The sequence below is a fragment of the Pseudomonas sp. GW822-FHT05A08 genome (genome assembly GCF_058800485.1).
On record NZ_CM179511.1, the window covers coordinates 6,413,373 to 6,439,182 of the forward strand.

Below are 25,810 nucleotides of genomic sequence, written 5' to 3' on the forward strand. Positions count from 1 at the left end.
CGGCGCTAGCCGTCAAGCGGGTCATGCTTTATTATCCAGCATCTTTTTCAGACCATCGAGAGGCGTGCGGCCCACACCGCGGGCAGATGGCACGCAGGAAGCCCGGACTAATAAGATGGCATTGAAATCCCCCGCGTTTCGTAAAAAATTTCCGTTGTTGGTTACTGGCAGTCTGCTGGCCCTGCAACCCCTGGCCACTTCGTTCGTGGTCGCCGCAGAACAGTATGACTGCTCAGTCTCTGCTTCGGGTGGCTGGGACTGCGCGCCGAAAACCAGCGCCGCTCAACTGCCTCCGCGCCCCGTGCATGACGCGAGTGCGGTCAGCTCGAGCACCGCGACATCGGCCGAAGGCAGCGAAACCAGCGAAGACACCGGCGCCAAGCCGATGCTGGTTACCGAGTCCAAGGGCCGCGGTCTGAAGTCCCGCAGCGAAGACTACAGTCACCTCGACTGGGTTCCGCGCGAGAAGCTCACCGCCGCCCAGTTGGCCGAGACCGGTCCTTACTGTGCTGGTGCTTATATCGAACCGATTCGTCCTGGCATGAATGACAAGACGAATAAAAGTGACGCCCCGACCTTTATTGGCGCCAAGGCTTCGCGTTACCAGCAGGAGCAGCAGATCGCTACCCTGGCCGGTGATGTGGTCATGCGCCAGGGCAGCATGCAGGTCGAGGCCGACGAGGCCAACCTGTACCAGGCCGAGAACCGTGGCGAGCTGAGCGGCAACGTCCGCCTGCGCGACAACGGCACCCTGATGGTCGGCGATCACGCCGACGTGCAGCTGGATACCGGCGAAGCCAAGGTCGACAACGCCGAATACGTGATGCACAAGTCGCGCATCCGCGGTAACGCGCTGTACGCCAAGCGTGCCGAGAACGCGATCATCCGCCTCAAGGACGGTACGTACACTACGTGCGAACCGAGCAGCAACGCCTGGCAGCTCAAGGGCAACAACATCACCCTGAACCCGGCGACCGGCTTCGGCACAGCGACCAACGTGACCTTGCGCGTCAAGGACATTCCGGTCCTGTACACGCCATACATCTATTTCCCGATCGACGACCGTCGCCAGTCCGGCTTCCTGCCGCCCACCATCGGCAGCGGCAGCGATACCGGCTTCATGCTGGTGACCCCGTACTACTTCAACTTGGCGCCGAACTACGACGCCACGTTGTACCCGCGCTACATGAGCAAGCGCGGCCTGTTGATGGAAGGCGAGTTCCGCTACCTGACCAAGTCCAGCGAAGGTCAGTTCGGCGCGGCGTACCTCAACGACGACAACGATGATCGCAAACTGCAGTCGGACTACGAAAAAACCCGCTACATGTACAACTGGCAGCACAAGGGCGGGCTCGATTCGCGGGTAATGACCGAGGTCGACTACACCAAGATCAGCGATCCGTACTACTTCCAGGATCTGCAGAGCGACCAGATCGGCGTGGAAAGCCGTGACTACATTAACCAGCAGGGTGCTGTGACCTACCGCGGCGATACCTACACCGCGCGCCTCAATGCCCAGGCTTATGAGCTGGCCACGGTTTCCAACATCACGCCTTACAACCGCCTGCCGCAAATCACCTTGAATGGCTTCTTGCCGCAACATCCTGGTGGAGTGGACTTCAGGTACGACGCAGAAATCGTTCGATTTGATCGCGACCTGCAAAACGGTACGTACTTTGATGAAAATGGTATTGGCTCGCCACGACTCGACCGCAATATCACAGGTTTGGCTCGCGCCAATGGCAATCGCCTCAACCTCGCGCCAACTGTAAGTCTCCCACTCAATTGGACCTACGGTTTCCTGAAGCCGTCCCTCAAGTATCAGTACACCCAGTACGATCTGGATCTGGACAGCATCGGGAAGAGTCAGGTCGCGGCACAAACCGCGGAACAAGATCGCCTGAACGGTACTTACAGCAGCAATCAGAACCGCGGCGTGCCAATCGCCAGTATCGACAGCGGCCTGTACTTCGACCGCAACACCCAATGGTTCGGCAAAAACTATCGCCAGACCCTGGAACCACGCCTGTACTATCTCTATGTACCGGAGAAAGACCAGAGCGACATCCCGGTGTTCGACACCAGCGAGTCCACCTTCAACTACTCGTCGCTGTTCCGTGACAACCGCTTCTCCGGCTCGGATCGCGTAGGTGATGAGAACAAGCTGTCCCTGGGCGTCACCAATCGTTGGATTGAAGAAAACGGCTTTGAACGCCAGCGCATCAGTGTCGGCCAAGCCTTGTACTTCAAGGACCGTGAAGTCCAGCTGCCAGGTATCGACGCTAAAACTCGTGACGATGCACATTCCAACGTATCTCCTTATGCCCTGGAATATGAATACCGCTGGAACCGCGACTGGCGCACCACTGCCGACTACAACTGGGATCCAGATACCCGCAGCCCTCGCTCCGGTAGCGCGATGTTCCACTACCAACCGGAAGACAACCCGAACAAGGTCATCAACGCCGGTTATCGTTATCGCAACGACCTAGTTCGTTACGACCAGTCCACGGGTAAATGGTCGGTGGGTGGCGGTGACTACGGCACTCCAGGACAACCTGGCTATGTGAAGGACTACTACAAGATCAAGCAGCATGACTTCTCGGTGATCTGGCCGATCGTGCCGCAATGGAACCTGATCAGCCGCTGGCAGTACGACTACAACCGCAACCGTACCCTCGATGCCTTCGGTGGTTTCGAATACGACAACTGCTGCTGGAAACTGCGCCTGATCAACCGTTACTGGGTCAAGTATGACGAAACCAGTCAAGACGCCCCGCAGAACGAGAAAGGCGACCATGGCATCTTCCTCCAAATCGTCCTGAAAGGACTCGGCGGCCTTACCGGCGCCAAGGTAGAGAGCTTCCTCGACAAAGGCATTCAAGGTTACCGTGAACGTGAAGACCAAGCTTTCTGATTGTCTGCGCCCGCTGATGCTGGGCGCGTTGTTCCTGGGTACCGCGGCGAGCGCCGCGGTACAACCCATCGACAAAGTGGTGGCCATCGTCGATAACGACGTGGTCATGCAGAGCCAGCTGGACCAACGGGTTCACGAAGTCCAGCAAACCATCGCCAAGCGCGGCGGCGGCATGCCTCCCGCCGAGGTCCTGAACCAGCAGGTACTGGAACGCCTGATCGTCGAAAACCTGCAACTGCAGATCGGCGAACGCTCCGGCATCCGCATCACCGATGAAGAGCTGAACCAGGCCGTCGGCACCATCGCCCAGCGCAACAACATGACGCCTGATCAATTCCGCGCCGCCCTGGCTCGTGATGGCCTGTCCTATCAGGACGCCCGTGAGCAGATTCGCCGCGAGATGGTCATCAGTCGCGTGCGTCAGCGCCGTGTTGCCGAACGCATTCAGGTCTCCGAGCAGGAAGTGAAGAACTTCCTCGCCTCCGACCTGGGCAAGATGCAACTGTCCGAAGAGCTGCACCTGGCCAATATCCTGATTCCAACCCCGGAAAGCGCCAACTCCGAAGCGATTCAGAGTGCCGCGCGCCAGGCCATGGACATCTATCAGCAGCTCAAGCAAGGCGCCGACTTCGCTCAGCTGGCCATCGCCCGCTCAGGCAGCGACAACGCCCTGGAAGGTGGTGACATGGGCTGGCGTAAAGCCGCTCAACTGCCCCCTCCGTTCGACCGCGAACTGAGTGCCATGGCAGTGGGCGATATCACCCAGCCAGCTCGCACTCCAGGCGGCTTCATCATCCTGAAGCTGTTGGAAAAACGCGGCGGCGGCAATCAGATGCGTGACGAAGTGCATGTCCGTCATATCCTGATCAAGCCAAGTGAAATTCGCAGCGAAGAAGAAACCAAACGCCTGGCCCAGAAGCTCTACGAGCGCATCGAAGCCGGCGAAGACTTTGCCGAACTGGCGAAAAGCTACTCGGAAGATCCGGGTTCCGCCCTCAACGGTGGCGACCTCAGCTGGATCGACCCGAACGCCCTGGTTCCCGAGTTCCGCGAGGTGATGGCCAAGACCCCGCAAGGCCAGCTGTCCAAGCCGTTCCAGAGCCCATATGGCTGGCACGTACTGGAAGTCCTTGGCCGCCGCGCCACTGACAGCACCAGCCAGGCCCGCGAACAGCAAGCGATGACCGTGCTGCGCAACCGTAAATACGACGAAGAGCTGCAAACCTGGCTGCGCCAGATTCGCGACGAAGCCTACGTCGAGATCAAACTTCCTGGCGCTGACCAGGCGGCACAGTGAAACCCAAGCGTTTCGCGCTCACCCCCGGCGAGCCAGCCGGCATAGGTCCCGACCTGTGCCTGCTGCTCGCCTCGCAACAACAGCCACATCCCCTGATTGCCATCACCAGCCGCGACCTGCTTATCGAGCGGGCCGCGCAGTTGGGTGTGGCCGTCAGCCTGATTGCGGTCGGCCCCGACAATTGGCCAAGCCAGCCGGCCGCCGCTGGTAGCCTCTATGTCTGGGATACCCCGCTGTCGGCCAAGGTCGTTACTGGTCAGCTGGACAAGGCCAACGCCGCGTTCGTTCTGGAAACCCTGACCCGGGCCGGCCAAGGCTGCCTGGACGGGCATTTCGACGGAATGATTACCGCCCCGGTGCACAAGGGTGTGATCAACGAATCCGGCATCGCCTTTTCCGGCCATACCGAGTTTCTCGCCGACCTGACGCACACCGAACAAGTGGTGATGATGCTGGCCACCCATGGCCTGCGCGTGGCACTGGTGACCACTCACCTGCCCCTGCGGGACGTCGCCGACGCCATTACCCCGGAGCGCCTGGAGCGGGTTACGCGCATTCTGCATGCGGACCTGCGCAACAAATTCGGCATCGCCCAGCCACGCATCCTGGTCTGCGGGCTCAACCCGCATGCCGGCGAAGGCGGACATCTGGGCCATGAAGAAATCGATATCATCGAACCCACCCTGGAGCGTCTGCGCAACGAAGGCATGGACCTGCGCGGCCCCCTGCCCGCCGACACTCTGTTTACCCCCAAATATCTGGAGCACTGCGACGCAGTGCTGGCGATGTACCATGACCAGGGGCTGCCCGTGCTGAAGTACAAAGGCTTCGGCGCCGCGGTCAACGTGACGCTGGGCTTGCCGATCATCCGCACCTCGGTCGACCACGGCACCGCCCTGGATCTGGCCGGCAGCGGCAAGATCGATACCGGCAGCCTGAAAGTCGCCCTGGAAACCGCCTACCAGATGGCCGAGACCCGTTTATGACCGAGCAATACCAACACCGGGCGCGCAAGCGCTTCGGCCAGAACTTCCTGCATGACGCCGGCGTGATCGACCGCATCCTGCGCTCCATCAATGCCAAATCCGGCGACCGCATGCTGGAAATCGGCCCGGGCCAGGGCGCCCTGACCGAGGGCCTGCTCAACAGCGGCGCCCAGCTGGATGTGGTCGAGCTGGACAAGGACCTGGTGCCGATCCTCAACCAGCAGTTTGCTGGCCGGGACAATTTCAGCCTGCACCAGGGCGATGCCCTGAAGTTCGACTTCAACAGCCTGAATGCCGCGCCCGGCAGCCTGCGGGTGGTTGGCAACCTGCCCTACAACATCTCCACCCCGCTGATCTTTCACCTGCTGCAAAACGCCAGCCTGATCCGCGACATGCACTTCATGTTGCAGAAAGAAGTGGTCGAGCGCCTCGCCGCAGGCCCGGGCGGTGGTGACTGGGGCCGTCTGTCGATCATGGTCCAGTACCACTGCCGCGTGGAGCATCTGTTCAACGTTGGCCCTGGCGCATTCAATCCGCCACCGAAAGTCGACTCGGCAATCGTCCGCCTGGTGCCACACGCCGTGCTGCCGCATCCGGCCAAGGATCATCGCCTGTTGGAGCGCATCGTCCGCGAAGCCTTTAACCAACGTCGCAAGACCCTGCGCAATACCCTCAAAGCCCTGCTTTCCAGCGCCGAGATCGAAGCCGCCGGTGTCGATGGCAGCCTGCGTCCGGAGCAACTGGACCTGGCAGCCTTCGTTCGCCTGGCCGACAAGCTCAGCGAACAAGCCGCGGACACCGCCAGCGCCAGCTGACACGCCACCAGCGTTATCGGGTAAGACGCCAGGCTCCATGTCTGGTTTACTACCCGATACTTGGCCTAGACTGACCTCCATCAGCTTTGTCCCGCGTCCCGCTTCGTTTTAAGGCCCCTTGCATGTCCGATCCCCGTTATCAGATCGACGTCAGCGTCGTCACCCGCTTTCTCGCAGAACAGTCACAACCCGAGCAGAACCGCTTTGCCTTCGCCTACACCATCACCGTACAGAACAATGGTCTGCTGCCCGCCAAACTGCTCTCCCGGCACTGGGTGATCACCGATGGCGACGGGCACGTCGAGGAAGTTCGCGGTGCCGGCGTCGTCGGCCAGCAGCCGCTGATCGCCGTGGGCAAAAGCCACACCTACAGCAGCGGCACGGTCATGACCACACGGGTCGGCAATATGCAGGGCAGCTATCAGATGCTCGCCGAAGACGGCAAACACTTCGACGCCATCATCGCCCCCTTCCGTCTGGCCGTGCCCGGAGCCCTGCACTGATGACGACTTACGCCGTCGGTGACCTGCAAGGCTGCCTGGGACCTTTGCAGCGCCTGCTTGAAAAGGTCGCTTTCGACCCGACCAAGGATCGCCTGTGGCTGGTCGGCGACCTGGTCAACCGCGGCCCGCAGTCGCTGGAAACCCTGCGCTTTCTTTATGCCATGCGCGACTCCCTAGTGTGCGTGCTGGGCAATCACGACCTGCACCTGCTGGCCGTCTGGCGCAATATCGAGCGCCTGAAGAAAGCCGACACCCTGCGCGAGATCCTCAACGCGCCGGATTGCGAGGAGTTGCTCCAGTGGCTGCGCCAGCAAAAACTGATGCACTATGACGAACAGCGCAACGTCGCCCTGGTGCACGCGGGGATACCGCCACAGTGGTCGCTGAAAAAAGCCCTCAAGTGCGCCACCGAAGTCGAAGAAGCACTGCGGGACGACAACCGCTTCGAGCCCTATCTGGACGGTATGTACGGCAACGACCCGACAAAATGGGACAGCGAACTCAAAGGCGTGACCCGTCTGCGGGTGATCACCAACTATTTCACTCGCATGCGTTTCTGCACCAGCGATGGCAAGCTCGACCTCAAGGGTAAGGAAGGGCCAGACACCGCCCCACCGGGGTACGCCCCATGGTTCGAGCACAAGGAACGCAAGACCCGGGACGTGAAAATCATCTTCGGTCACTGGGCCGCCCTCGAAGGCAACTGCAACCAGCCCGGCGTCGTCGCCCTGGACACTGGCTGCGTCTGGGGCGGCGCCCTGACCTTGCTGAACGTCGACACCGGCCAACGCCTCAAGTGTGAGTGCGACGCCTACGGTCACATCAAGCCCCAGGCCAATCAACCCTCCCCTGAACCCACACCAATCACCGCCAAGCGCTAGACGGCGCTTGCCACCAGGCCCAGGAGCCCGCCATGAGCGAATTCAAACGCATCCCCCCAGAACAGGCCCAGGCACTGCGCGAGCAAGGCGCCGTGGTGGTCGATATCCGCGACCCGCAGACCTTTGCCCTGAACCACATCAGCGGCTCCCTGCACCTGGATAACCACTCCATCTCCGACTTCATCCGCAACGCCGATCTCGACGCCCCACTGGTGGTCGTCTGCTATCACGGCAACTCCAGCCAAAGCGCGGCGGCCTACCTGATCAGCCAGGGCTTCTTCGACGTCTACAGCCTGGACGGTGGTTTCGAACTGTGGCGGACTACCTACCCTGCGGAAATTGCCCAAGGCAACGCCGAATAATTTTTTCTGTGCTCCAGCCCGCGTCATTCGCGGGCTGGCGCCGCGACCGACGAACGGTCACTTGAACAAATTACGTATTCCACCTTTATCTCCCCGATTCCGAACTATCCTTAGCCTCAGGCCATCCAATCAGGGGAGAGCCGGTACACCGGCGTGCGGGTCATCGGTACTAGCTTTCAAGGTCGATAGCTTTGAAAGTGTTCTGGGGGGTAAACATCAGCCGGATTCCCGGCTGCATGCCAGCACTTGACTGACTGATCCGGCGTCGGCTCCACGTATCGAGCGAGGTGACGTCATGAGTATTTTTAGCCACTTCCAACAACGCTTCGAATCCACACGCCAGGAAGAGTTCTCGCTACAGGAGTACCTGGAGCTCTGCAAAAAGGACCGTAGCGCCTACGCATCGGCCGCTGAACGCCTGCTTCTGGCTATCGGCGAACCGGAGCTGCTGGACACGTCGACCAATTCGAGACTGTCACGGATCTTCTCCAACAAAGTGATCCGTCGCTATCCGGCCTTTGAAGACTTCCATGGAATGGAAGAATGCATCGACCAGATCGTCTCCTACTTCCGCCATGCCGCTCAGGGCCTGGAAGAGAAGAAACAGATCCTCTACCTCCTCGGCCCCGTCGGTGGCGGCAAATCATCCCTGGCCGAGAAACTCAAACAACTGATCGAGAAGGTGCCCTTCTACGCCATCAAGGGCTCTCCGGTATTCGAGTCGCCTCTTGGGTTGTTCAACGCCACGGAAGATGGCGCGATCCTCGAAGAAGACTTCGGTATCCCACGGCGCTACCTGAACACCATCATGTCGCCCTGGGCCACCAAGCGCCTGTCCGAGTTCGGTGGCGACATCAGCCAGTTCCGGGTGGTCAAGCTCTATCCTTCGATCCTCAATCAGATCGCCGTCGCCAAAACTGAACCTGGAGACGAGAACAACCAGGACATTTCCGCACTGGTGGGCAAGGTCGATATTCGCAAGCTGGAAGAGTTCCCGCAGAACGACGCCGATGCCTATAGCTATTCGGGCGCACTGTGCCGGGCCAACCAGGGCCTGATGGAGTTCGTCGAAATGTTCAAGGCACCGATCAAGGTGCTGCACCCATTGCTGACGGCCACCCAGGAAGGCAACTACAACAGTACCGAGGGTCTGGGCGCGATCCCCTTCACCGGCATCCTGCTGGCTCACTCCAACGAATCGGAATGGCACACCTTCCGTAACAACAAGAACAACGAAGCCTTCATCGACCGGATCTATATCGTCAAAGTCCCGTACTGCCTGCGGGTCAGCGACGAAGTCAAAATCTACGACAAGCTGCTGTTCAACAGCTCCCTGTCCAAGGCGCATTGCGCTCCCGACACCCTGAAAATGCTCGCTCAGTTCACCGTTCTCTCGCGCCTCAAGGAGCCGGAGAACTCGAACATCTACTCGAAAATGCGCGTCTACGACGGCGAGAACCTCAAGGACACCGATCCGAAAGCCAAGTCGATCCAGGAATACCGCGACGCCGCCGGCGTGGATGAAGGCATGAACGGTCTGTCGACCCGCTTCGCCTTCAAGATCCTGTCGAAAGTCTTCAACTTCGATCCCCACGAGATCGCGGCGAACCCGGTGCACCTGCTTTATGTGCTCGAACAACAGATCGAACAGGAGCAATTCCAGGCGGAAACCCGCGAACGCTACCTGCGCTTCCTGAAGGAATACCTGGCTCCGCGGTACATCGAGTTCATTGGCAAGGAAATCCAGACGGCGTACCTGGAGTCCTACAGCGAATACGGCCAGAACATCTTCGACCGCTATGTGCTGTATGCGGACTTCTGGATTCAGGACCAGGAATACCGCGATCCGGAAACCGGCGAGATCCTCAATCGGGTCGCGCTCAACGAAGAGCTGGAGAAAATCGAGAAACCGGCCGGCATCAGCAATCCGAAGGACTTCCGCAACGAAATAGTCAATTTCGTATTGCGGGCCCGAGCCAACAACAACGGCAAGAACCCGACCTGGCTCAGCTACGAAAAACTGCGGGTGGTCATCGAGAAGAAAATGTTCTCCAACACCGAGGACCTGCTCCCGGTCATCAGCTTCAATGCCAAGGCCAGCAAAGAGGATCAACAGAAACACAACGACTTTGTTACCCGAATGGTCGAGCGCGGCTACACCGACAAACAGGTACGACTGCTGTCCGAGTGGTATCTGCGGGTCAGAAAATCGCAGTAACCCGCCGGTTGCACCGGTTGTCGTTAGCCAGGAGCCTGTCTTAGCGATTTCTGCTACACAGGCTTCAGGAAGCGCGTTTGAACGTTCGCAGCGAGGCTCGGGCAGAGGACCGGCGGCAAGACACCTTACCGCCCCCTCCCCCCGCCCGGGCCCGCTTGCGAGCTTCAAGACCGCTTCTAAGGAGCAGTCATGAGTTATGTGATCGACCGACGTCTCAATGGCAAGAACAAGAGCACGGTAAACCGTCAGCGGTTTCTGCGGCGTTATCGTGACCACATCAAGAAGGCCGTCGAAGAGGCGGTCAGCCGCCGTTCCATCACTGACATGGAGCATGGCGAACAAATCAGCATTCCAGGCCGGGATATCGATGAACCGGTGCTCCATCATGGGCGCGGCGGCAAACAGACCGTGGTGCACCCGGGAAACAAGGAGTTCACGGCTGGCGAGCACATCGCACGCCCTCAAGGCGGTGGTGGCGGAGGTGGCCGGGGCAAGGCTGGCAATTCCGGCGAAGGCATGGACGAGTTCGTTTTCCAGATTACCCAGGAAGAATTCCTCGAGTTCATGTTCGAAGACCTGGAGTTGCCGAACCTGGTCAAACGCAACCTGAGCGGGACCGACACCTTCAAGACCGTCCGGGCCGGGATCAGCAACGAAGGCAATCCCTCGCGCATCAACATCATTCGGACCCTGCGCTCAGCCCATGCCCGGCGCATCGCCCTGTCCGGCAGCAGCCGGGCAAAACTGCGCGAAGTCAAAGAGGAACTTGAACGCCTGAAACGTGAAGAACCGGATAACTTCGGCGATATTCAGGAAATGGAAGCGGAAATCGAGCGTCTCAGCGCCCGTATTCATCGGGTGCCATTCCTCGACACCTTCGACCTCAAGTACAACCTGCTGGTCAAACAGCCCAACCCCAGTTCCAAGGCCGTGATGTTTTGCCTGATGGACGTTTCCGGCTCCATGACCCAGGCCACCAAGGATATCGCCAAGCGCTTCTTCATCCTCCTGTACCTGTTTCTCAAGCGTAACTACGACAAGATCGACGTAGTGTTCATCCGCCACCACACCAGTGCGCGTGAAGTGGATGAGGAGGAGTTCTTCTACTCCCGGGAAACCGGCGGCACCATCGTCTCCAGCGCCTTGAAACTGATGCAGGAGATCATGGCCGAGCGTTATCCGAGCAACGAGTGGAACATCTACGCCGCCCAGGCTTCCGACGGCGACAACTGGAACGACGACTCGCCGATCTGCCGCGACATCCTGATCAACCAGATCATGCCCTTCGTGCAGTACTACACTTACGTGGAGATTACCCCGCGCGAACATCAGGCCCTGTGGTTCGAATACGAGCGCATCGCCGAAGCCTTTTCCGATACTTTCGCCCAGCAGCAACTGGTCTCGGCCGGAGATATCTATCCGGTCTTCCGTGAACTCTTCCAGCGCAGGTTAGTGACATGACCGCCAGAGAGCAGAAACGCCAGCCTATTTCCACCGGTTCGGAATGGACGTTCGAGCTGATCCAGGCCTACGACCGCGAAATCAGCCGTATCGCGGCGCGTTACGCCCTGGATACCTATCCCAACCAGATCGAAGTGATCACCGCCGAACAGATGATGGACGCCTACGCCTCTGTCGGTATGCCCCTGGGTTATCACCATTGGTCCTATGGCAAGCACTTCCTTAGCACCGAAAAGTCCTACAGCCGTGGCCAGATGGGGCTGGCCTACGAGATCGTGATCAACTCGGACCCGTGCATTGCCTACCTGATGGAAGAAAACACCATCTGCATGCAGGCACTGGTGGTGGCCCATGCCTGCTATGGCCATAACAGCTTCTTCAAGGGCAACTATCTGTTCCGCACCTGGACGGATGCCAGTTCGATCATCGATTACCTGGTATTCGCCAAGCAGTACATCATGCAGTGCGAAGAGCGCCACGGCATCGATGCCGTGGAGGACCTGCTGGACTCCTGCCATGCCCTGATGAACTACGGGGTGGACCGCTACAAACGTCCTTATCCGATTTCCGCGGAAGAAGAACGACGCCGGCAAAAGGACCGGGAAGAACACCTGCAGAAACAGATCAACGACCTGTGGCGCACCATTCCCAAAGGCACGGACAAGTTCAGCGACAAGGACAACGCGCGCTTCCCCGCCGAGCCGCAGGAAAACATCCTGTACTTCATCGAGAAACACGCGCCGCTGCTGGAACCGTGGCAGCGGGAAATCGTGCGGATCGTGCGCAAGATCGCCCAGTATTTCTACCCGCAACGCCAGACCCAGGTGATGAACGAAGGCTGGGCAACATTCTGGCACTACACCCTGATGAACGACCTGTATGACGAAGGCCTGGTGACCGACGGCTTCATGATGGAATTCCTCGCCTCCCACACCAGCGTGGTCTTCCAGCCTGGCTTCGACAGCCCTTACTACAACGGCATCAACCCCTACACCCTGGGTTTCGCCATGTACCGCGATATCCGGCGCATCTGCGAAGAGCCGACCGAGGAAGACCGTCGCTGGTTCCCGGAACTGGCCGGGACCGACTGGCTTTCCAGCATCAAGTTCGCCATGAGCAGCTTCAAGGACGAGAGTTTCATCCTGCAGTACCTGTCGCCCAAGGTGATCCGCGATCTCAAGCTGTTCAGCATCCTGGACGACGACCAGAAAGACGACTTGCTGGTACCGGCCATTCATGACGAAAGCGGCTATCGAGTCATCCGCGAAACCCTTGCGGCCCAGTACAACCTGGGTAACCGCGAGCCCAACGTGCAGATCTGGAGCATCGATAGACGGGGCGACCGCTCGCTGACCCTGCGCCACCAACAGCATGACCGCAAACCATTGGGTGACTCCACCGACGAAGTCCTCAAGCACCTGCACCGGCTATGGGGGTTCGACATCCATCTGGAAACCCTGCAGGGCGACCAGGTGATGAAAACCCATCACGTACCACCAAGAAGCGATCACAACGAAGGGGACTATGGTCGCCTGGACCTGGCTGTCATCCACCTCTGAGCGCATGACAAACCTCCGAAAGCTCGGCGCAAGGGTTATTCTGTCGGGCTAACGGAGGTTTTTTATGCAGATTTACAAGGTCGGCGGTGCGGTACGCGATCGCCTGCTGGGCAAACCGGTAACCGACATCGACTGGGTGGTAGTCGGTGCCACGGCCGAAGAAATGCTCGCCAACGGCTTTCGGCCGGTAGGCTCGGACTTTCCGGTCTTTCTTCACCCCAAGAGCGGCGAGGAATATGCCCTGGCCCGCACCGAACGCAAAAGCGGTCGTGGTTATGGCGGCTTCACCTTTCACGCCAGCCCCGAGGTCACCCTCGAAGAAGACCTGATCCGCCGCGACCTGACAATCAACGCCATGGCGGAAGACGACCATGGCGTGCTGACGGATCCATATCACGGCCAGCAGGACCTGGAGAACCGCCTGCTTCGCCACGTTTCCCCCGCATTCGCCGAAGATCCGCTGCGTGTCCTGCGCGTTGCCCGCTTTGCTGCTCGCTACGCTGGGCTCGGTTTCCGGGTGGCGCCTGACACCCTCGAATTGATGCGCCAGCTCAGCGAATCAGGCGAACTGGAAGCCCTGACGCCGGAGCGCAGTTGGAAGGAAATTTCCCGCGCACTGATGGAAGATCACCCCCAAGTGTTCATCCGGGTGCTGCGCGACTGTGGAGCGCTCAAGGTCCTGCTGCCCGAAGTGGAGGCGCTGTTTGGCGTTCCGCAACCCGCCGCCCATCACCCGGAGATCGACAGCGGCGTGCACACCCTAAGCGTTCTCGAGCAGGCGGCACAGCACAAGCAGCCATTGAGCGTGCGCTGGGCGTGCCTGTTGCACGACCTGGGCAAGGGCCTGACACCGCAAAGTGAATGGCCACAGCACATCGCACACGAGCACAAGGGCCTGAAGCTGATCAAGTGCGTCAACGAACGCTTCAAGGCGCCACGCGACTGCCAGGAACTGGCGCTGCTGGTGGGTCAGTACCACACCCATGGCCATCGCGCCCTCGAACTGAAACCTTCGACATTGGCGCAGCTGCTGCAAAGCTTTGACGTGTACCGTCGGCCGCAGCGGTTCGAGGAGTTTATCGCCGCCTGTGAAATGGATGCTCGCGGTCGTCTCGGACTGGAAGAGCGCGCCTATCCCCAGGCGGACTATTTGCGCGGCGCGGCCACCGCAGCACGAACGGTAGCGGTACAGCCGCTGCTGGAGCAGGGATTCAAGGGGCCGGAGTTGGGAGAGGCGCTGAAACGGGAGCGACTGAAGGCGCTGAAGGCCTACAAGGAACAGCACCCGCAGTAAGAAACATCACGAGCTAGCTTGCTCGCAAGCCGATAGCAATCAGCCAAAGCTATCCCAGCTCCGGTGGCGTCAGCTGCCTGCCCCGCCACTCAAAGGCCACGGGCGCCAGCACCTGGTCGATTTGGGCTTCGCGCCAGAGGGTGGCGAAGTCCTGTCCGGCCAGCGGATGAACCCTTTCCGGTGCCATCAGCGACAAGGGCCAGAGCACAAAGGCATTCTTCAGAATCTCGGCGCGCGGCAGGATCAAGCCGTCGAAATTGCCCACCAGATCGCCGAACAGCAGCACATCGATATCCAGCGGCAGGCCCTTGCGGTCCGGGGCATAACGACCGTTATCCGCTTCGATGAACTTCAACCGGCGGTCCAGTTCCATCAGCGGCAGATCGGTAAAGGCCGAAACCACCAGATTGAAGAAAGGCCCGCTCTTGATCCCGACCGGCTGGCTTTCGAACACTGCCGAGCAGCGCATGTCCTGCAGGAAGCCCGCCAGGGCATCGAGCCCGGCCAGCAGATGGGTTTCGCGCTCGATATTGCTGCCGAGCCCAAGAAATACCTGAGTTAGCGACATCCGCGCTCGATCTCCACGCCCACACCTTTGGCGGCCGCAACAGCACCGGGTTTGGTCAGCTTGAGGTGCAACCAGGGAATATGAAACTCACTCATCAGGACTTCAGCCAGACGCTCGGCAAAGGTTTCCACCAACTGGAATTGTGCTTGCTCGGCAAACGCCTGGATCCGCGAAGACACGCTGGCGTAGTCGAGCGCCAGGGTCAGGTCGTCACCAGCCGCGGCCGGGCGGTTGTCCCAGGCGAAGCTCAGGTCAAGGCGCAGGCACTGTCGGATGCCTCGCTCCCAGTCGTAGGCACCGATCACCGTGTCGACTTCCAGACCCTCGATAAACACTCTGTCCAAGCACTCTTCTCCGCAGCACGACAAGGGCGCAATGCGCCGTTAGAATCAGGGCGTCCTCGCCCGGAATAGTTAGCATGTTTTGGTTACTGGCGATCTTCGCCTACCTGCTCGGCTCGCTGTCCTTCGCCATCTTGCTCAGCCGCCTGACCGGTAAACCCGATCCGCGAATGAGTGGCTCGGGCAATGCCGGCGCCACCAACATGTTGCGCCTGGCCGGCAAGAAACTTGCGGTACTGACCTTGCTCGGCGATCTGCTCAAAGGGCTGTTGCCTGTGCTGATCGCCAGTCTCGCAGGCCTTTCGCTCCAACAACAGGCCTGGATCGGGCTCTACGCCGTACTGGGCCATCTGTTCCCCGTGTACTTTCGCTTTCGCGGCGGCAAGGGTGTCGCCACCGCCGCCGGGATGCTGCTGGGGCTTTATCCGCCAGCGGCGCTCCTGGCCATTGCCGCCTGGCTCCTGACCTTCTACCTGACCCGCACCAGCTCGCTGGCGGCCTTGATCGCCACGCCCCTGACCCTGCCATTGCTGGCCTGGCAGGCGCCGGCGGCGCTACTGCCGATGAGCGTCCTCACACTGCTCATCGTCTGGCGCCACCGTGGCAATCTACGCGACCTGTTTGCCGGGCGCGAACGGCATTTCTGAATCCTGAAGATGAACCGGGCTCAGGTCGGGAAATTACCGACTCACAACGGCGACAACTGCTCCATTGGCCAACGCGCCTGCACACTGATCGCCAGGCTCTCCTGCTGACCGGCCTGCAAACGCTGGCAACCGGCAAACGCGATCATCGCGCCGTTATCGGTGCAGAACTCAGGACGGGCGTAAAACACATTCCCCTTCATCTCGCCGAGCATTTTTTCCAGCGACGCGCGCAGCGCCTTGTTGGCGCTCACGCCACCAGCAATTACCAGACGCTTGAGTCCGGCCTGCTTCAAGGCTCGCTTGCATTTGATGGTCAGAGTTTCCACCACCGCCTGCTGGAAGGCGAGCGAGATGTCGCAACGGGTTTGTTCGCCGTCGTCCCCAGCGCTGACACATTGCTGCCAGGTATTCAGGGCAAAGGTTTTCAAGCCACTGAAACTGAAATCCAGCCCTGGACGATCGGTCATCGGCCGCGGGAAAACAAAGCGCCCGGCCACGCCTTGTGCGGCCAGGCGAGCGATTTCCGGACCGCCCGGATAATTCAGGCCGATCATCTTCGCCGTCTTGTCGAAGGCTTCACCGGCAGCATCATCCAGGGTTTCGCCCATCAGCTCGTATTGGCCGATGCCATCGACCCGCACCAGCTGCGTATGTCCACCGGAAACCAACAAAGCGACGAACGGAAATTCCGGCGGTTGTTCTTCCAGCATCGGGGCCAGCAGGTGGCCTTCCATATGGTGCACACCCAGCGCCGGGATACCCCAGGCGAAGGCCAGCGCCTGGGCACAGGAAGCGCCCACCAGAAGGGCTCCGACCAGGCCCGGGCCAGCGGTATAGGCAATGGCGTCGATTTCGGTCGGCACACAGTCCGCCTCGGCCAGAACTTGGCGAATCAGCGGCAGCATGCGCTTGACATGGTCGCGAGAGGCCAGCTCCGGCACCACGCCACCATAGGCCCGATGCAGGTCGATCTGACTGAACAGCGCATCGGCCAGCAGGCCCCGCTCGCTGTCGTAAAGCGCGACGCCGGTTTCGTCGCAGGAAGTTTCTAATCCCAGTACTAGCATGGGTTTGCGCCTTGTAGAGGCTAAATTCGAAGGCGCGCATAATAGTCGCCACTCCCTCAGCCGACCAGCGGTTTTCGATCAGAGGCTTTGCATTCCGAGCGATGAGGGGTTAACATCCGCAACCCTTAAAAACCGACGACCTCAGCCGCGATTTTTGCGACGAGAACGTTGACCCCGGTAATGAATGAAGGTAGCTCTGGATGCCAGCCGTCAAAGTTAAAGAGAACGAACCCTTCGACGTAGCTCTGCGTCGTTTCAAGCGCTCCTGCGAAAAAGCCGGTGTTCTGGCTGAAGTTCGTAGCCGCGAATTTTACGAGAAGCCGACTTCCGAGCGTAAGCGCAAAGCAGCTGCTGCTGTTAAGCGTCACGCCAAGAAAGTTCAGCGCGAACAGCGCCGCGCCGTACGTCTGTACTAATACACAGACGTTCGCTGCAAGCTTCTGCCAAGCCCGGCCCTCAGCCGGGCTAATGGCATTTGCGGACAACGCTTGATGCTTCACCGTCAACGCCGCGCATGCGACCGAGACAATCCGCTTCACCACGTCAGACCTGGCTTCCTGCCAGCGGTGCACGTCTCTTCTGACGAGCCTTCCAAGGCTACTGACGAGCACATTTTTATTCTGATTCCTCAACAGACTCAGCCCAAGGCGCCCTTCTCCAGCGCCCGCTTATGAGCCATCCGAGACCTGTCGGACTCAGAGCAATATCTTCAAATAGTCGAAGACTGATTGAAACTAACGTCAGTGGACTTTTGGCAGATACACTTCCCGATAGCGATCAAGCCGACGACAGATGGTCGAACGCGCAGCCGTTGCGTCTCGAGCAGCCCACTTTCGAAGCCTTCGCATTGGTCCAATTCTTTCGCGCAGTGATGACGAGAACGCCATGGCCGGGCTGATTCCCCAGAGCTTTATTGACGACCTTCTGAACCGCACCGACATCGTCGATGTTGTCAGCTCGCGCCTGCAGATGAAAAAGGCCGGCAAGAACTACACCGCCTGCTGCCCGTTCCACAAGGAAAAGACCCCCTCCTTCAGCGTCAGCCCTGACAAGCAGTTCTACTACTGCTTCGGCTGTGGCGCGGGCGGCAACGCCCTCGGCTTCATCATGGACCACGACAACCTGGACTTCCCCCAGGCAGTCGAGGAACTGGCCAAAGCCGCCGGCATGGAGATCCCGCGCGAGGAAAGCGGCCGCCCGCACAAGCCCCGGCAGCCAACCGACTCGCCGCTCTATCCGCTGCTGACCGCCGCCGCCGATTACTATCGCCAAGCCCTGAAAAGCCATCCGGCCCGCAAGGCCGCGGTCGACTACCTCAAGGGGCGCGGCCTGACCGGCGAAATCGCCCGCGACTTCGGCCTCGGCTTTGCACCGCCCGGCTGGGACAACCTGTTCAAGCACCTGAGCAGCGACACCCTGCAGCAGAAAGCCATGATCGACGCCGGCCTGCTGATCGAAAATGCCGAAACCGGCAAACGCTACGATCGCTTTCGCGACCGGGTGATGTTTCCGATCCGCGACAGCCGCGGCCGGATCATCGCCTTTGGTGGCCGGGTACTGGGCGACGACAAACCGAAGTACCTGAACTCGCCGGAAACGCCGGTTTTTCACAAGGGACAGGAGCTTTACGGCCTGTTTGAAGCCCGCAAGAACAACCGCAACCTCGACGAAATCATCGTCGTCGAAGGCTACATGGACGTGATTGCCCTCGCCCAACAAGGCCTGCGTAACGCCGTTGCGACCCTGGGTACCGCCACCAGCGAAGAACACCTCAAGCGCCTGTTCCGCATCGTGCCCAGCGTCCTGTTCTGTTTCGACGGCGACCAGGCCGGGCGCAAGGCCGCCTGGCGCGCGCTGGAGGCAACCCTGTCCAGCCTGCAGGACGGTCGCCGGGCGCGTTTTCTGTTTCTTCCCGAAGGGGAAGATCCGGATACCCTGGTCCGCTCCGAAGGCACCGACGCCTTTCGCGCACGCATCAATCAACACGCTCAACCGCTGGCCGATTACTTCTTCCAGCAACTGACGGACGAAGCCGATCCACGTTCGCTCGAGGGCAAGGCCCACCTGGCCACTCTGGCTGCACCGTTGATCGACAAGGTCCCAGGAGCCAACCTGCGGACCCTGATGCGCCAGCGCCTCAGTGAAATTACCGGGCTCAACAACGAGACCGTCAACCAGTTGGTGCACAGCGCCCCACAAGAAGCGCCGCCGGCGTACGACGCCGGCATCGATTACGACGCCATGCCGGACTATGCCGACTACCACGAGCCGCAAGAGGCCTATGTGCCGCAGCAGGAGTGGACGCCGAAGAAAAGCGGTGCCGGCGGCAAGAAGTGGGAGAACAAGCCTTGGGACAAAAAGGGCAAGCGTAATGGCGATCGTGATCAACCACGTGCCCCGCGCGTTCCGGCCGCCGTCGAACCTCCTACACTGTCAGCCCTTCGAACATTGCTGCATCACCCGCAACTGGCCGAGAAAGTTGAAGACGCCGGGCATTTCGCCGCCGACGACAACACCAATACCCAGTTGCTGGTCGCCCTGATCGAAGCCGTGCAGAAAAATCCTAAGCTACGCTCTATTCATCAACTGATGGCGCGTTGGCACGGCACGGAGCAGGGCCGCCTGATCAAGGCGTTGGCAGAAAAGGAATGGTTGATTGAGGGCGATAACCTTGAACAACAGTTTTTCGACACCATTAAAAGCTTGTCCGCTCGCCAAAGTGAGCGTGCTTTGGAACAACTTCTCAGGAAATCGCGTCAAAGCGAATTGAGTGGCGAAGAAAAAATTCAGCTACTTGAGCTTTTAAAACGCAATGTTCCCGCATCAAACCCGACCTCAACTGGCGCGTGAGGTCATAGCTCGGGTATAATCCTCGGCTTGTTTTTTGCCCGCCAAGACCTTCAGTGGATAGGGTGTTATGTCCGGAAAAGCGCAACAGCAGTCTCGCCTCAAAGAGTTGATCAGCCGTGGTCGTGAGCAGGGTTACCTGACTTACGCGGAGGTCAACGACCACCTGCCGGAGGATATTTCAGATCCGGAACAGGTGGAAGACATCATCCGCATGATCAACGACATGGGGATCAACGTATTCGAGAGTGCTCCGGATGCGGATGCCCTTTTGTTGGCCGAAGCCGATACCGACGAAGCAGCAGCTGAAGAAGCCGCCGCAGCGTTGGCGGCTGTGGAAACCGACATTGGTCGCACTACCGACCCAGTGCGTATGTACATGCGCGAAATGGGTACGGTAGAGCTGCTCACACGTGAAGGCGAAATCGAAATCGCCAAGCGTATCGAAGAGGGCATCCGTGAAGTGATGGGCGCGATCGCGCACTTCCCTGGCACGGTTGAGCACATCCTCTCCGAATACACTCGCGTCACCACCGAAGGTGGTCGCCTGTCCGACGTCCTGAGCGGTTACATCGACCCGGACGACGGCATCGCGCCGCCTGCCGCCGAAGTACCACCGCCTGTCGATGCCAAGGCCGCGAAAGCGGACGACGACACCGACGACGATGACACCGAAGCCAGTGACGACGAAGAAGAAGCCGAAAGCGGTCCGGATCCGGTCATCGCAGCCCAGCGCTTTGGCGCCGTTGCCGACCAGATGGAAATCACCCGCAAGGCGCTGAAAAAGCACGGTCGTGAACACAAGCAAGCCCTGGCTGAAATGCTGGCCCTGGCTGAACTGTTCATGCCGATCAAACTGGTTCCGAAGCAATTCGAAGGCCTGGTTGAACGCGTTCGTAGCGCCCTGGATCGCCTGCGTCAGCAAGAGCGCGCGATCATGCAACTCTGTGTTCGTGATGCTCGCATGCCACGCGCCGACTTCCTGCGCCAGTTCCCTGGCAATGAAGTGGACGAAAGCTGGTCCGACGCACTGGCCAAAGGCAAGGCCAAGTACGCCGAAGCCATCGGTCGCCTGCAACCGGACATCATCCGTTGCCAGCAGAAGCTGACCGCGCTCGAGACCGAGACCGGCCTGACGATCGCCGAGATCAAGGACATCAACCGTCGCATGTCGATCGGCGAGGCCAAGGCCCGTCGCGCGAAGAAAGAGATGGTCGAAGCCAACTTGCGTCTGGTGATCTCCATCGCCAAGAAGTACACCAACCGTGGCCTGCAGTTCCTCGACCTGATCCAGGAAGGCAACATCGGCTTGATGAAAGCGGTAGACAAGTTCGAATACCGTCGCGGCTACAAGTTCTCGACTTATGCCACCTGGTGGATCCGTCAGGCGATCACTCGCTCGATCGCCGACCAGGCCCGCACCATCCGTATTCCGGTGCACATGATCGAGACGATCAACAAGCTCAACCGTATTTCCCGGCAGATGCTGCAGGAAATGGGTCGCGAACCGACCCCGGAAGAGCTGGGCGAACGCATGGAAATGCCTGAGGACAAGATCCGCAAGGTATTGAAGATCGCTAAAGAGCCGATCTCCATGGAAACCCCGATCGGTGATGACGAAGACTCCCATCTGGGTGACTTCATCGAAGACTCGACCATGCAGTCGCCAATCGATGTCGCCACCGTTGAGAGCCTCAAGGAAGCGACTCGCGAAGTACTCTCCGGCCTCACTGCCCGTGAAGCCAAGGTACTGCGCATGCGCTTCGGCATCGACATGAATACCGACCACACCCTCGAGGAAGTCGGTAAGCAGTTCGACGTTACCCGTGAGCGGATTCGCCAGATCGAAGCCAAGGCGCTACGCAAGCTGCGCCACCCGACGAGAAGCGAGCACCTGCGCTCCTTCCTCGACGAGTAATACCAAGACCCCCAGCCCTGCTGGGGGTCTTGTTTTGTGCAGTTTAAAACTCCCCGCGCCTCACTCCCTCCGGATTGCCCGTCTACACTCGAAACATTCCCCGTGTCATAACGAGACCGTTATGCCCAGACTGCCGACCGTGCTGGTGCTGTCGCTGCTCGCCTGGACCGCAACGGCTGGCGCACTGACGCTCACCGATGAAGAACGTGGCTGGCTTTCCGCCCATCCGGAATTGCGCCTGGGCGTCGACGCTTCGTGGCCGCCCTTCGAATATCGCGATGAGGAAGGGCGCTACCAGGGCCTTGCGGCGGACTATATCCATCTGATCCAGGATCGCCTGGCGATCACGCTCAAGCCGATAGAACCCGCCAGCTGGAGCGAAGTGCTCGAAGCCGCGAAAAAGGGCAAGCTGGACCTGCTGCCGGGCATCATGTCGACCCCGGAACGGCAAAACTATCTGGCTTTCACCCGCCCGTACCTCGATTTCCCCATCGTGATCCTGGCCCATAAAGGCGGCGCGCAACCTCGCAAGCTCCAGGACCTGTACGGCCTGAAGATCGCCGTCGTGGAGAATTACGCCCCCCATGAACTGCTGCGCACCCACCATCCCGACCTGAACCTGGTCGCCCTGCCCAATGTGAGTTCGGCCTTGCAGGCGCTGGCCCTCAATCAGGTCGATGCCGTGGTCGGCGACCTGGCTTCCAGTGTCTGGAGCCTGCGGCAGTTGAAGCTCGACGGGCTCTATGTCAGCGGCGAGACGCCCTACCGCTATCAGCTGGCCATGGGCGTCCCCCGCGACAGCAAGATACTGGTAGGCATTCTCGACAAGGTGCTGGCTGACATAAGCCCGGCGGAGGTCAACGAGATCCAGCAGCGCTGGGTGGGCAATGTGCTCGACCACCGTTCGTTCTGGTCGGACCTGCTGTTTTATGGCCTGCCAGGGCTGCTCCTGCTGTTTGCCATTCTGGCGGCAGTGATCCGCATCAATCGCCGGCTGAGCTCCGAGATCGCAAGGCGCGTGGCCCTGGAACAGGAGCTGCGCAGCAGCGAATACCATTACCGCGGCCTGGTCGAAAGCCTGTCGGCAATCGCCTGGGAAGCGCGCATCAGCGACTTCACCTACAGCTACGTGTCGCCCCATGCCGAACAATTGCTGGGCTATCCCCTTTCGCACTGGCTGATTCCCGGGTTCTGGAGAAACATCATCCACCCCGCCGACCTGACGCGCGCCCAGCACTTCTGCGATCACGAAGTCCTGGCCGGGCGCGATCACAGCCTGGATTACCGAGTGATCACCGCCGATGGCCGCTGCCTGTGGGTTCGCGACATCGTCAGCCTGATCGAGCATGGGCATGAACCGATCATGCGCGGCCTGATGATCGACATCAGCGAGACAAAACGCACCGAAGAGGCCCTGCAGCTCTCGGAACAGAAATTCGCCTCGGTCTTCCAACAGTGCCCGGACATCCTGGTCATTGCCCGCCTGTCGGATGGCTGCCTGCTGGAGGTCAACGAGGCGTTCGAAGAACAGATCGGCCTGAGTGCCTCGCAAGTCGTGGGCCAGACGGCCACCGAGCTGAATATCTGGGGTATTCAGGGCGTCGGCCCGGGGCTGCTGCAACGCTTGCAGGCCGGCAGTATCCGTAACCTGGAAATGCCCTTTCGGCGCAGCAACGGCCAGCTGTTCACCGGGCTGATCTCCGCCGAACCCTTCGACCTCGACACTACGCCCGCCCTGGTCGTGGTGGTTCGCGACATCAGCCAGTTGAAGGAAACCCAACAGCAGCTGCAAACCTCAGAAGAGAAGTTCGCCAAGGCTTTTCACGCCTCGCCGGACGGCCTGCTGCTAAGCCGCCAGCGCGACGGCTTGCTGATAGAGGTCAACGAAGGTTTCAGTCGTATCACCGGCTTCAATAGCGCCATGTCCGTCGACCGTTCCACGCTGGAGCTGGGCATCTGGGTCAACCTCAACGAGCGCCGGCAGATGCTCGACCTGATGCAGCGGGATGGCTTCGTGCGCGATTTCAGCTGCCATATTCGCCGCAATGACGGTCAGATCCGCCTCTGCGAGCTCTCGAGCCGGCCGCTGCCGATCGGCGACGAAGACTGCATGCTGACCATCGCCCGCGACATCACCGAGCGCCACCTGATGCAGGAGAAGCTGCAACAGGCCGCCACCGTGTTCGAGAGCACCGCTGAAGGCGTACTGATCACCGATACCCAGCAGCACATCAGCGCGGTCAATCGGGCATTCACCGAAATCACCGGCTACAGCGAAACCGAGGCCCTGGGCCACACTCCGCGCCTGCTGGCTTCCGGCCTGCATGACAGCGCCTTTTACGCCGCCATGTGGCACCAACTGACCGCCGAAGGTCATTGGCAAGGGGAAATCTGCAATCGGCGCAAAAATGGCGAGCTGTACCCCAGCTGGCTGACCATCAGCGCGGTGCGTAACAAAGACCGGTTCATCACCCATTTCGTCGCGGTATTCGCCGATATCTCCAGCCTCAAGCACGCCCAGGCCAAGCTCGATTACCAGGCGCACCATGATCCGCTGACCGGCCTGCCGAACCGTACCCTGTTCGAAAGCCGCCTGCTGACTGCCCTCAACAACCAGCAGGAGAATGGTGGCCAGGGCGCCGTGCTGTTTCTCGACCTGGATCGCTTCAAGCACATCAACGACAGCCTCGGTCACCCGGTCGGCGACCTGCTGCTCAGGGGCATTGCCGTGCGCCTGAAAGAACAACTGCGGGATATCGACACCGTGGCCCGCCTGGGTGGCGACGAGTTCATCATCCTGCTACCTGGGCTGCAGCAGCCCAGCGATGCCGACCACATCGCCAACAAGCTGCTGAACTGCTTCACCGCGCCGTTCCAGGCCGGCGAGCACGAGTTTTTCATCAGTGCCAGCATCGGTACCAGCCTCTACCCCAAGGACGGTTGCGACGTGGCCACCCTGGTCAAGAATGCCGACGCCGCCATGTACCGCTCCAAGGCCAAGGGCCGCAACCGGGTCGAAAGCTATACCCGCGACCTGACCGCCCAGGCCAGCGAGCGCGTGGCCCTGGAACATGAATTGCGGCGGGCCATCGAACGCAACGAGCTGTATCTCTACTACCAACCCAAGATCAGGCTGGGCGACCAGGAGCTGGTGGGCGCCGAAGCCCTGATTCGCTGGCATCACCCGACCTTCGGCGATGTCCCGCCCGAACACTTCATCCCCCTGGCCGAAGAGAACGGCATGATCCTGCAGATCGGCGACTGGGTGCTGGAACACGCCTGCCAACAGCTGCGCAAGTGGAACGAGTGCTACGACAGCTTCGGCCCGCTCTCGGTCAACCTCGCCGGCGCCCAGTTGCGCCAGCCGAACCTGCTGGGGCGGATTGAACAACTGCTGAAAGACAACCGCCTCAAACCCGGCTTCCTGCAACTGGAAATCACCGAGAACTTCATCATGAGCCAGGCCGAGGAAGCCCTGGCGGTCCTGCACCAGCTCAAGCGCCTGGGCGTCCAGCTGGCCATCGACGATTTCGGTACCGGCTACTCGTCCCTGAGCTACCTCAAGCGCCTGCCGCTGGATTTCCTGAAAATCGATCAATCCTTCGTCCGCGGCCTGCCCGACGACCCCCACGATGTGGCGATCGTGCGGGCCATCATCGCCCTGGGCCGCAGCATGCAATTCACCGTGATCGCCGAAGGCGTGGAAACCCATGACCAGCAGGTATTCCTCGGGAACGAAGGCTGCGAACAGATCCAGGGCTACGTCATCAGCCTGCCGCTGAGCGCCGACGAATTCGCTGCGACCTTTCTACGCCTTCCCGTTTCGGATTTTTCGGATAGCACAGCCGAGAAACCGTCGCTATAATCCGCGGCCTACTGAGGGCCTATAGCTCAGTCGGTTAGAGCAGAGGACTCATAATCCTTTGGTCCACGGTTCGAGTCCGTGTGGGCCCACCATCTTTGAAAGCCGCGCATTGCGCGGCTTTCGCGTATTCAACGCGCTGCAAATCCCTCCATTCGGCCGCCAGGCCGGCAAAACGCCCGATCGTTTTTTCCAAGAAATCAGCCCTACCGCACAACTATTAAAAACCGCGACGGTCATAACCGTTCGGAAGTCGTGCATGGCCTT

At 60.1% G+C, this 25,810-nt stretch carries 19 protein-coding genes and 1 tRNA gene; 17 read left to right on the forward strand and 3 right to left on the reverse strand.

The genetic code is table 11. From position 1 onward, the window contains the following. Nucleotides 1–115: 115 nt before the first annotated feature. From AC3RCP_RS29080 to AC3RCP_RS29130, 11 genes are all read left to right on the forward strand, one after another. Nucleotides 116–2,917: an LPS-assembly protein LptD gene (locus tag AC3RCP_RS29080; RefSeq protein ID WP_492570677.1), complete on the forward strand. Its 2,802-nt coding sequence runs from the start codon at nt 116–118 to the stop codon at nt 2,915–2,917. After that, on the forward strand, nt 2,898–4,214 hold the full coding sequence (surA, locus tag AC3RCP_RS29085; protein ID WP_492570676.1) for a peptidylprolyl isomerase SurA: 1,317 nt from the start codon (nt 2,898–2,900) through the stop codon (nt 4,212–4,214). The genes AC3RCP_RS29080 and surA overlap by 20 nt, the downstream gene beginning before the upstream one ends. Continuing rightward, nucleotides 4,211–5,200 carry a 4-hydroxythreonine-4-phosphate dehydrogenase PdxA gene (gene pdxA / locus AC3RCP_RS29090; RefSeq protein ID WP_492570675.1) on the forward strand — a complete coding sequence of 330 codons (990 nt, stop codon included), beginning with the start codon at nt 4,211–4,213 and terminating at the stop codon, nt 5,198–5,200. Before surA ends, pdxA begins: the two co-directional genes overlap by 4 nt. Then, the gene (gene rsmA / locus AC3RCP_RS29095) at nt 5,197–6,015 is read left to right on the forward strand and encodes a 16S rRNA (adenine(1518)-N(6)/adenine(1519)-N(6))-dimethyltransferase RsmA (protein WP_101339279.1); all 819 of its coding nucleotides are present in this window, start codon (nt 5,197–5,199) and stop codon (nt 6,013–6,015) included. Before pdxA ends, rsmA begins: the two co-directional genes overlap by 4 nt. A gap of 122 nt (nt 6,016–6,137) precedes the next feature. After that, nucleotides 6,138–6,518, forward strand: coding sequence for a Co2+/Mg2+ efflux protein ApaG (gene apaG / locus AC3RCP_RS29100; RefSeq protein ID WP_007926128.1), 381 nt, complete (start codon nt 6,138–6,140; stop codon nt 6,516–6,518). Further along, complete coding sequence (locus AC3RCP_RS29105; protein ID WP_492570674.1) at nt 6,518–7,399, forward strand: symmetrical bis(5'-nucleosyl)-tetraphosphatase; 882 nt, start codon at nt 6,518–6,520, stop codon at nt 7,397–7,399. The genes apaG and AC3RCP_RS29105 overlap by 1 nt, the downstream gene beginning before the upstream one ends. Nucleotides 7,400–7,431: 32 nt before the next feature. Beyond that, nucleotides 7,432–7,761, forward strand: coding sequence for a thiosulfate sulfurtransferase GlpE (gene glpE / locus AC3RCP_RS29110; protein ID WP_492570673.1), 330 nt, complete (start codon nt 7,432–7,434; stop codon nt 7,759–7,761). Between the two features lie 295 nt (nt 7,762–8,056). Next, on the forward strand, nt 8,057–9,979 hold the full coding sequence (locus AC3RCP_RS29115) for a PrkA family serine protein kinase (protein WP_007926124.1): 1,923 nt from the start codon (nt 8,057–8,059) through the stop codon (nt 9,977–9,979). A gap of 189 nt (nt 9,980–10,168) precedes the next feature. Next, the gene (locus AC3RCP_RS29120; protein WP_007926123.1) at nt 10,169–11,440 is read left to right on the forward strand and encodes a YeaH/YhbH family protein; all 1,272 of its coding nucleotides are present in this window, start codon (nt 10,169–10,171) and stop codon (nt 11,438–11,440) included. After that, nucleotides 11,437–12,999, forward strand: coding sequence for a SpoVR family protein (locus AC3RCP_RS29125; protein WP_007926122.1), 1,563 nt, complete (start codon nt 11,437–11,439; stop codon nt 12,997–12,999). Before AC3RCP_RS29120 ends, AC3RCP_RS29125 begins: the two co-directional genes overlap by 4 nt. Nucleotides 13,000–13,063: 64 nt before the next feature. Then, nucleotides 13,064–14,293 carry a multifunctional CCA addition/repair protein gene (locus AC3RCP_RS29130; RefSeq protein WP_492570672.1) on the forward strand — a complete coding sequence of 410 codons (1,230 nt, stop codon included), beginning with the start codon at nt 13,064–13,066 and terminating at the stop codon, nt 14,291–14,293. Nucleotides 14,294–14,342: 49 nt separating this feature from the next. On the opposite strand, the gene folK is transcribed toward AC3RCP_RS29130, so the two are convergent. Together folK and folB are read right to left on the reverse strand one after the other, a co-directional pair. Then, nucleotides 14,343–14,861 (reverse strand): 2-amino-4-hydroxy-6-hydroxymethyldihydropteridine diphosphokinase, encoded by a 519-nt coding sequence (gene folK, locus AC3RCP_RS29135; protein WP_101339282.1) that lies wholly within the window; start codon nt 14,859–14,861, stop codon nt 14,343–14,345. Beyond that, nucleotides 14,852–15,205, reverse strand: coding sequence for a dihydroneopterin aldolase (gene folB / locus AC3RCP_RS29140; RefSeq protein ID WP_007926118.1), 354 nt, complete (start codon nt 15,203–15,205; stop codon nt 14,852–14,854). The genes folK and folB overlap by 10 nt, the downstream gene beginning before the upstream one ends. Before the next feature lie 74 nt (nt 15,206–15,279). Here folB and plsY point away from each other — a divergent pair, with 74 nt between their 5' ends. Next, on the forward strand, nt 15,280–15,849 hold the full coding sequence (gene plsY, locus AC3RCP_RS29145; RefSeq protein ID WP_007926112.1) for a glycerol-3-phosphate 1-O-acyltransferase PlsY: 570 nt from the start codon (nt 15,280–15,282) through the stop codon (nt 15,847–15,849). A 41-nt stretch (nt 15,850–15,890) separates the two neighbouring features. Here plsY and tsaD read toward each other — a convergent pair whose 3' ends face one another. Next, nucleotides 15,891–16,916, reverse strand: coding sequence for a tRNA (adenosine(37)-N6)-threonylcarbamoyltransferase complex transferase subunit TsaD (gene tsaD, locus AC3RCP_RS29150; RefSeq protein ID WP_009045890.1), 1,026 nt, complete (start codon nt 16,914–16,916; stop codon nt 15,891–15,893). 200 nt (nt 16,917–17,116) lie between these two features. Between tsaD and rpsU the strand changes: the two genes are divergently transcribed. The 5 genes from rpsU (at nt 17,117) to AC3RCP_RS29175 (ending at nt 25,638) form a co-directional block, all read left to right on the forward strand. After that, complete coding sequence (gene rpsU, locus AC3RCP_RS29155; protein ID WP_002551877.1) at nt 17,117–17,332, forward strand: 30S ribosomal protein S21; 216 nt, start codon at nt 17,117–17,119, stop codon at nt 17,330–17,332. A 469-nt stretch (nt 17,333–17,801) separates the two neighbouring features. Further along, nucleotides 17,802–19,766 carry a DNA primase gene (dnaG, locus tag AC3RCP_RS29160; protein ID WP_062824425.1) on the forward strand — a complete coding sequence of 655 codons (1,965 nt, stop codon included), beginning with the start codon at nt 17,802–17,804 and terminating at the stop codon, nt 19,764–19,766. A gap of 67 nt (nt 19,767–19,833) precedes the next feature. Beyond that, nucleotides 19,834–21,681, forward strand: coding sequence for an RNA polymerase sigma factor RpoD (gene rpoD / locus AC3RCP_RS29165; RefSeq protein WP_101339283.1), 1,848 nt, complete (start codon nt 19,834–19,836; stop codon nt 21,679–21,681). Nucleotides 21,682–21,802: 121 nt separating this feature from the next. Then, nucleotides 21,803–25,546, forward strand: coding sequence for a bifunctional diguanylate cyclase/phosphodiesterase (locus AC3RCP_RS29170; RefSeq protein ID WP_492570671.1), 3,744 nt, complete (start codon nt 21,803–21,805; stop codon nt 25,544–25,546). Nucleotides 25,547–25,561: 15 nt separating this feature from the next. After that, nucleotides 25,562–25,638: transfer RNA gene (locus tag AC3RCP_RS29175), tRNA-Ile, on the forward strand. The last annotated feature ends 172 nt before the right edge of the window (nt 25,639–25,810 follow it).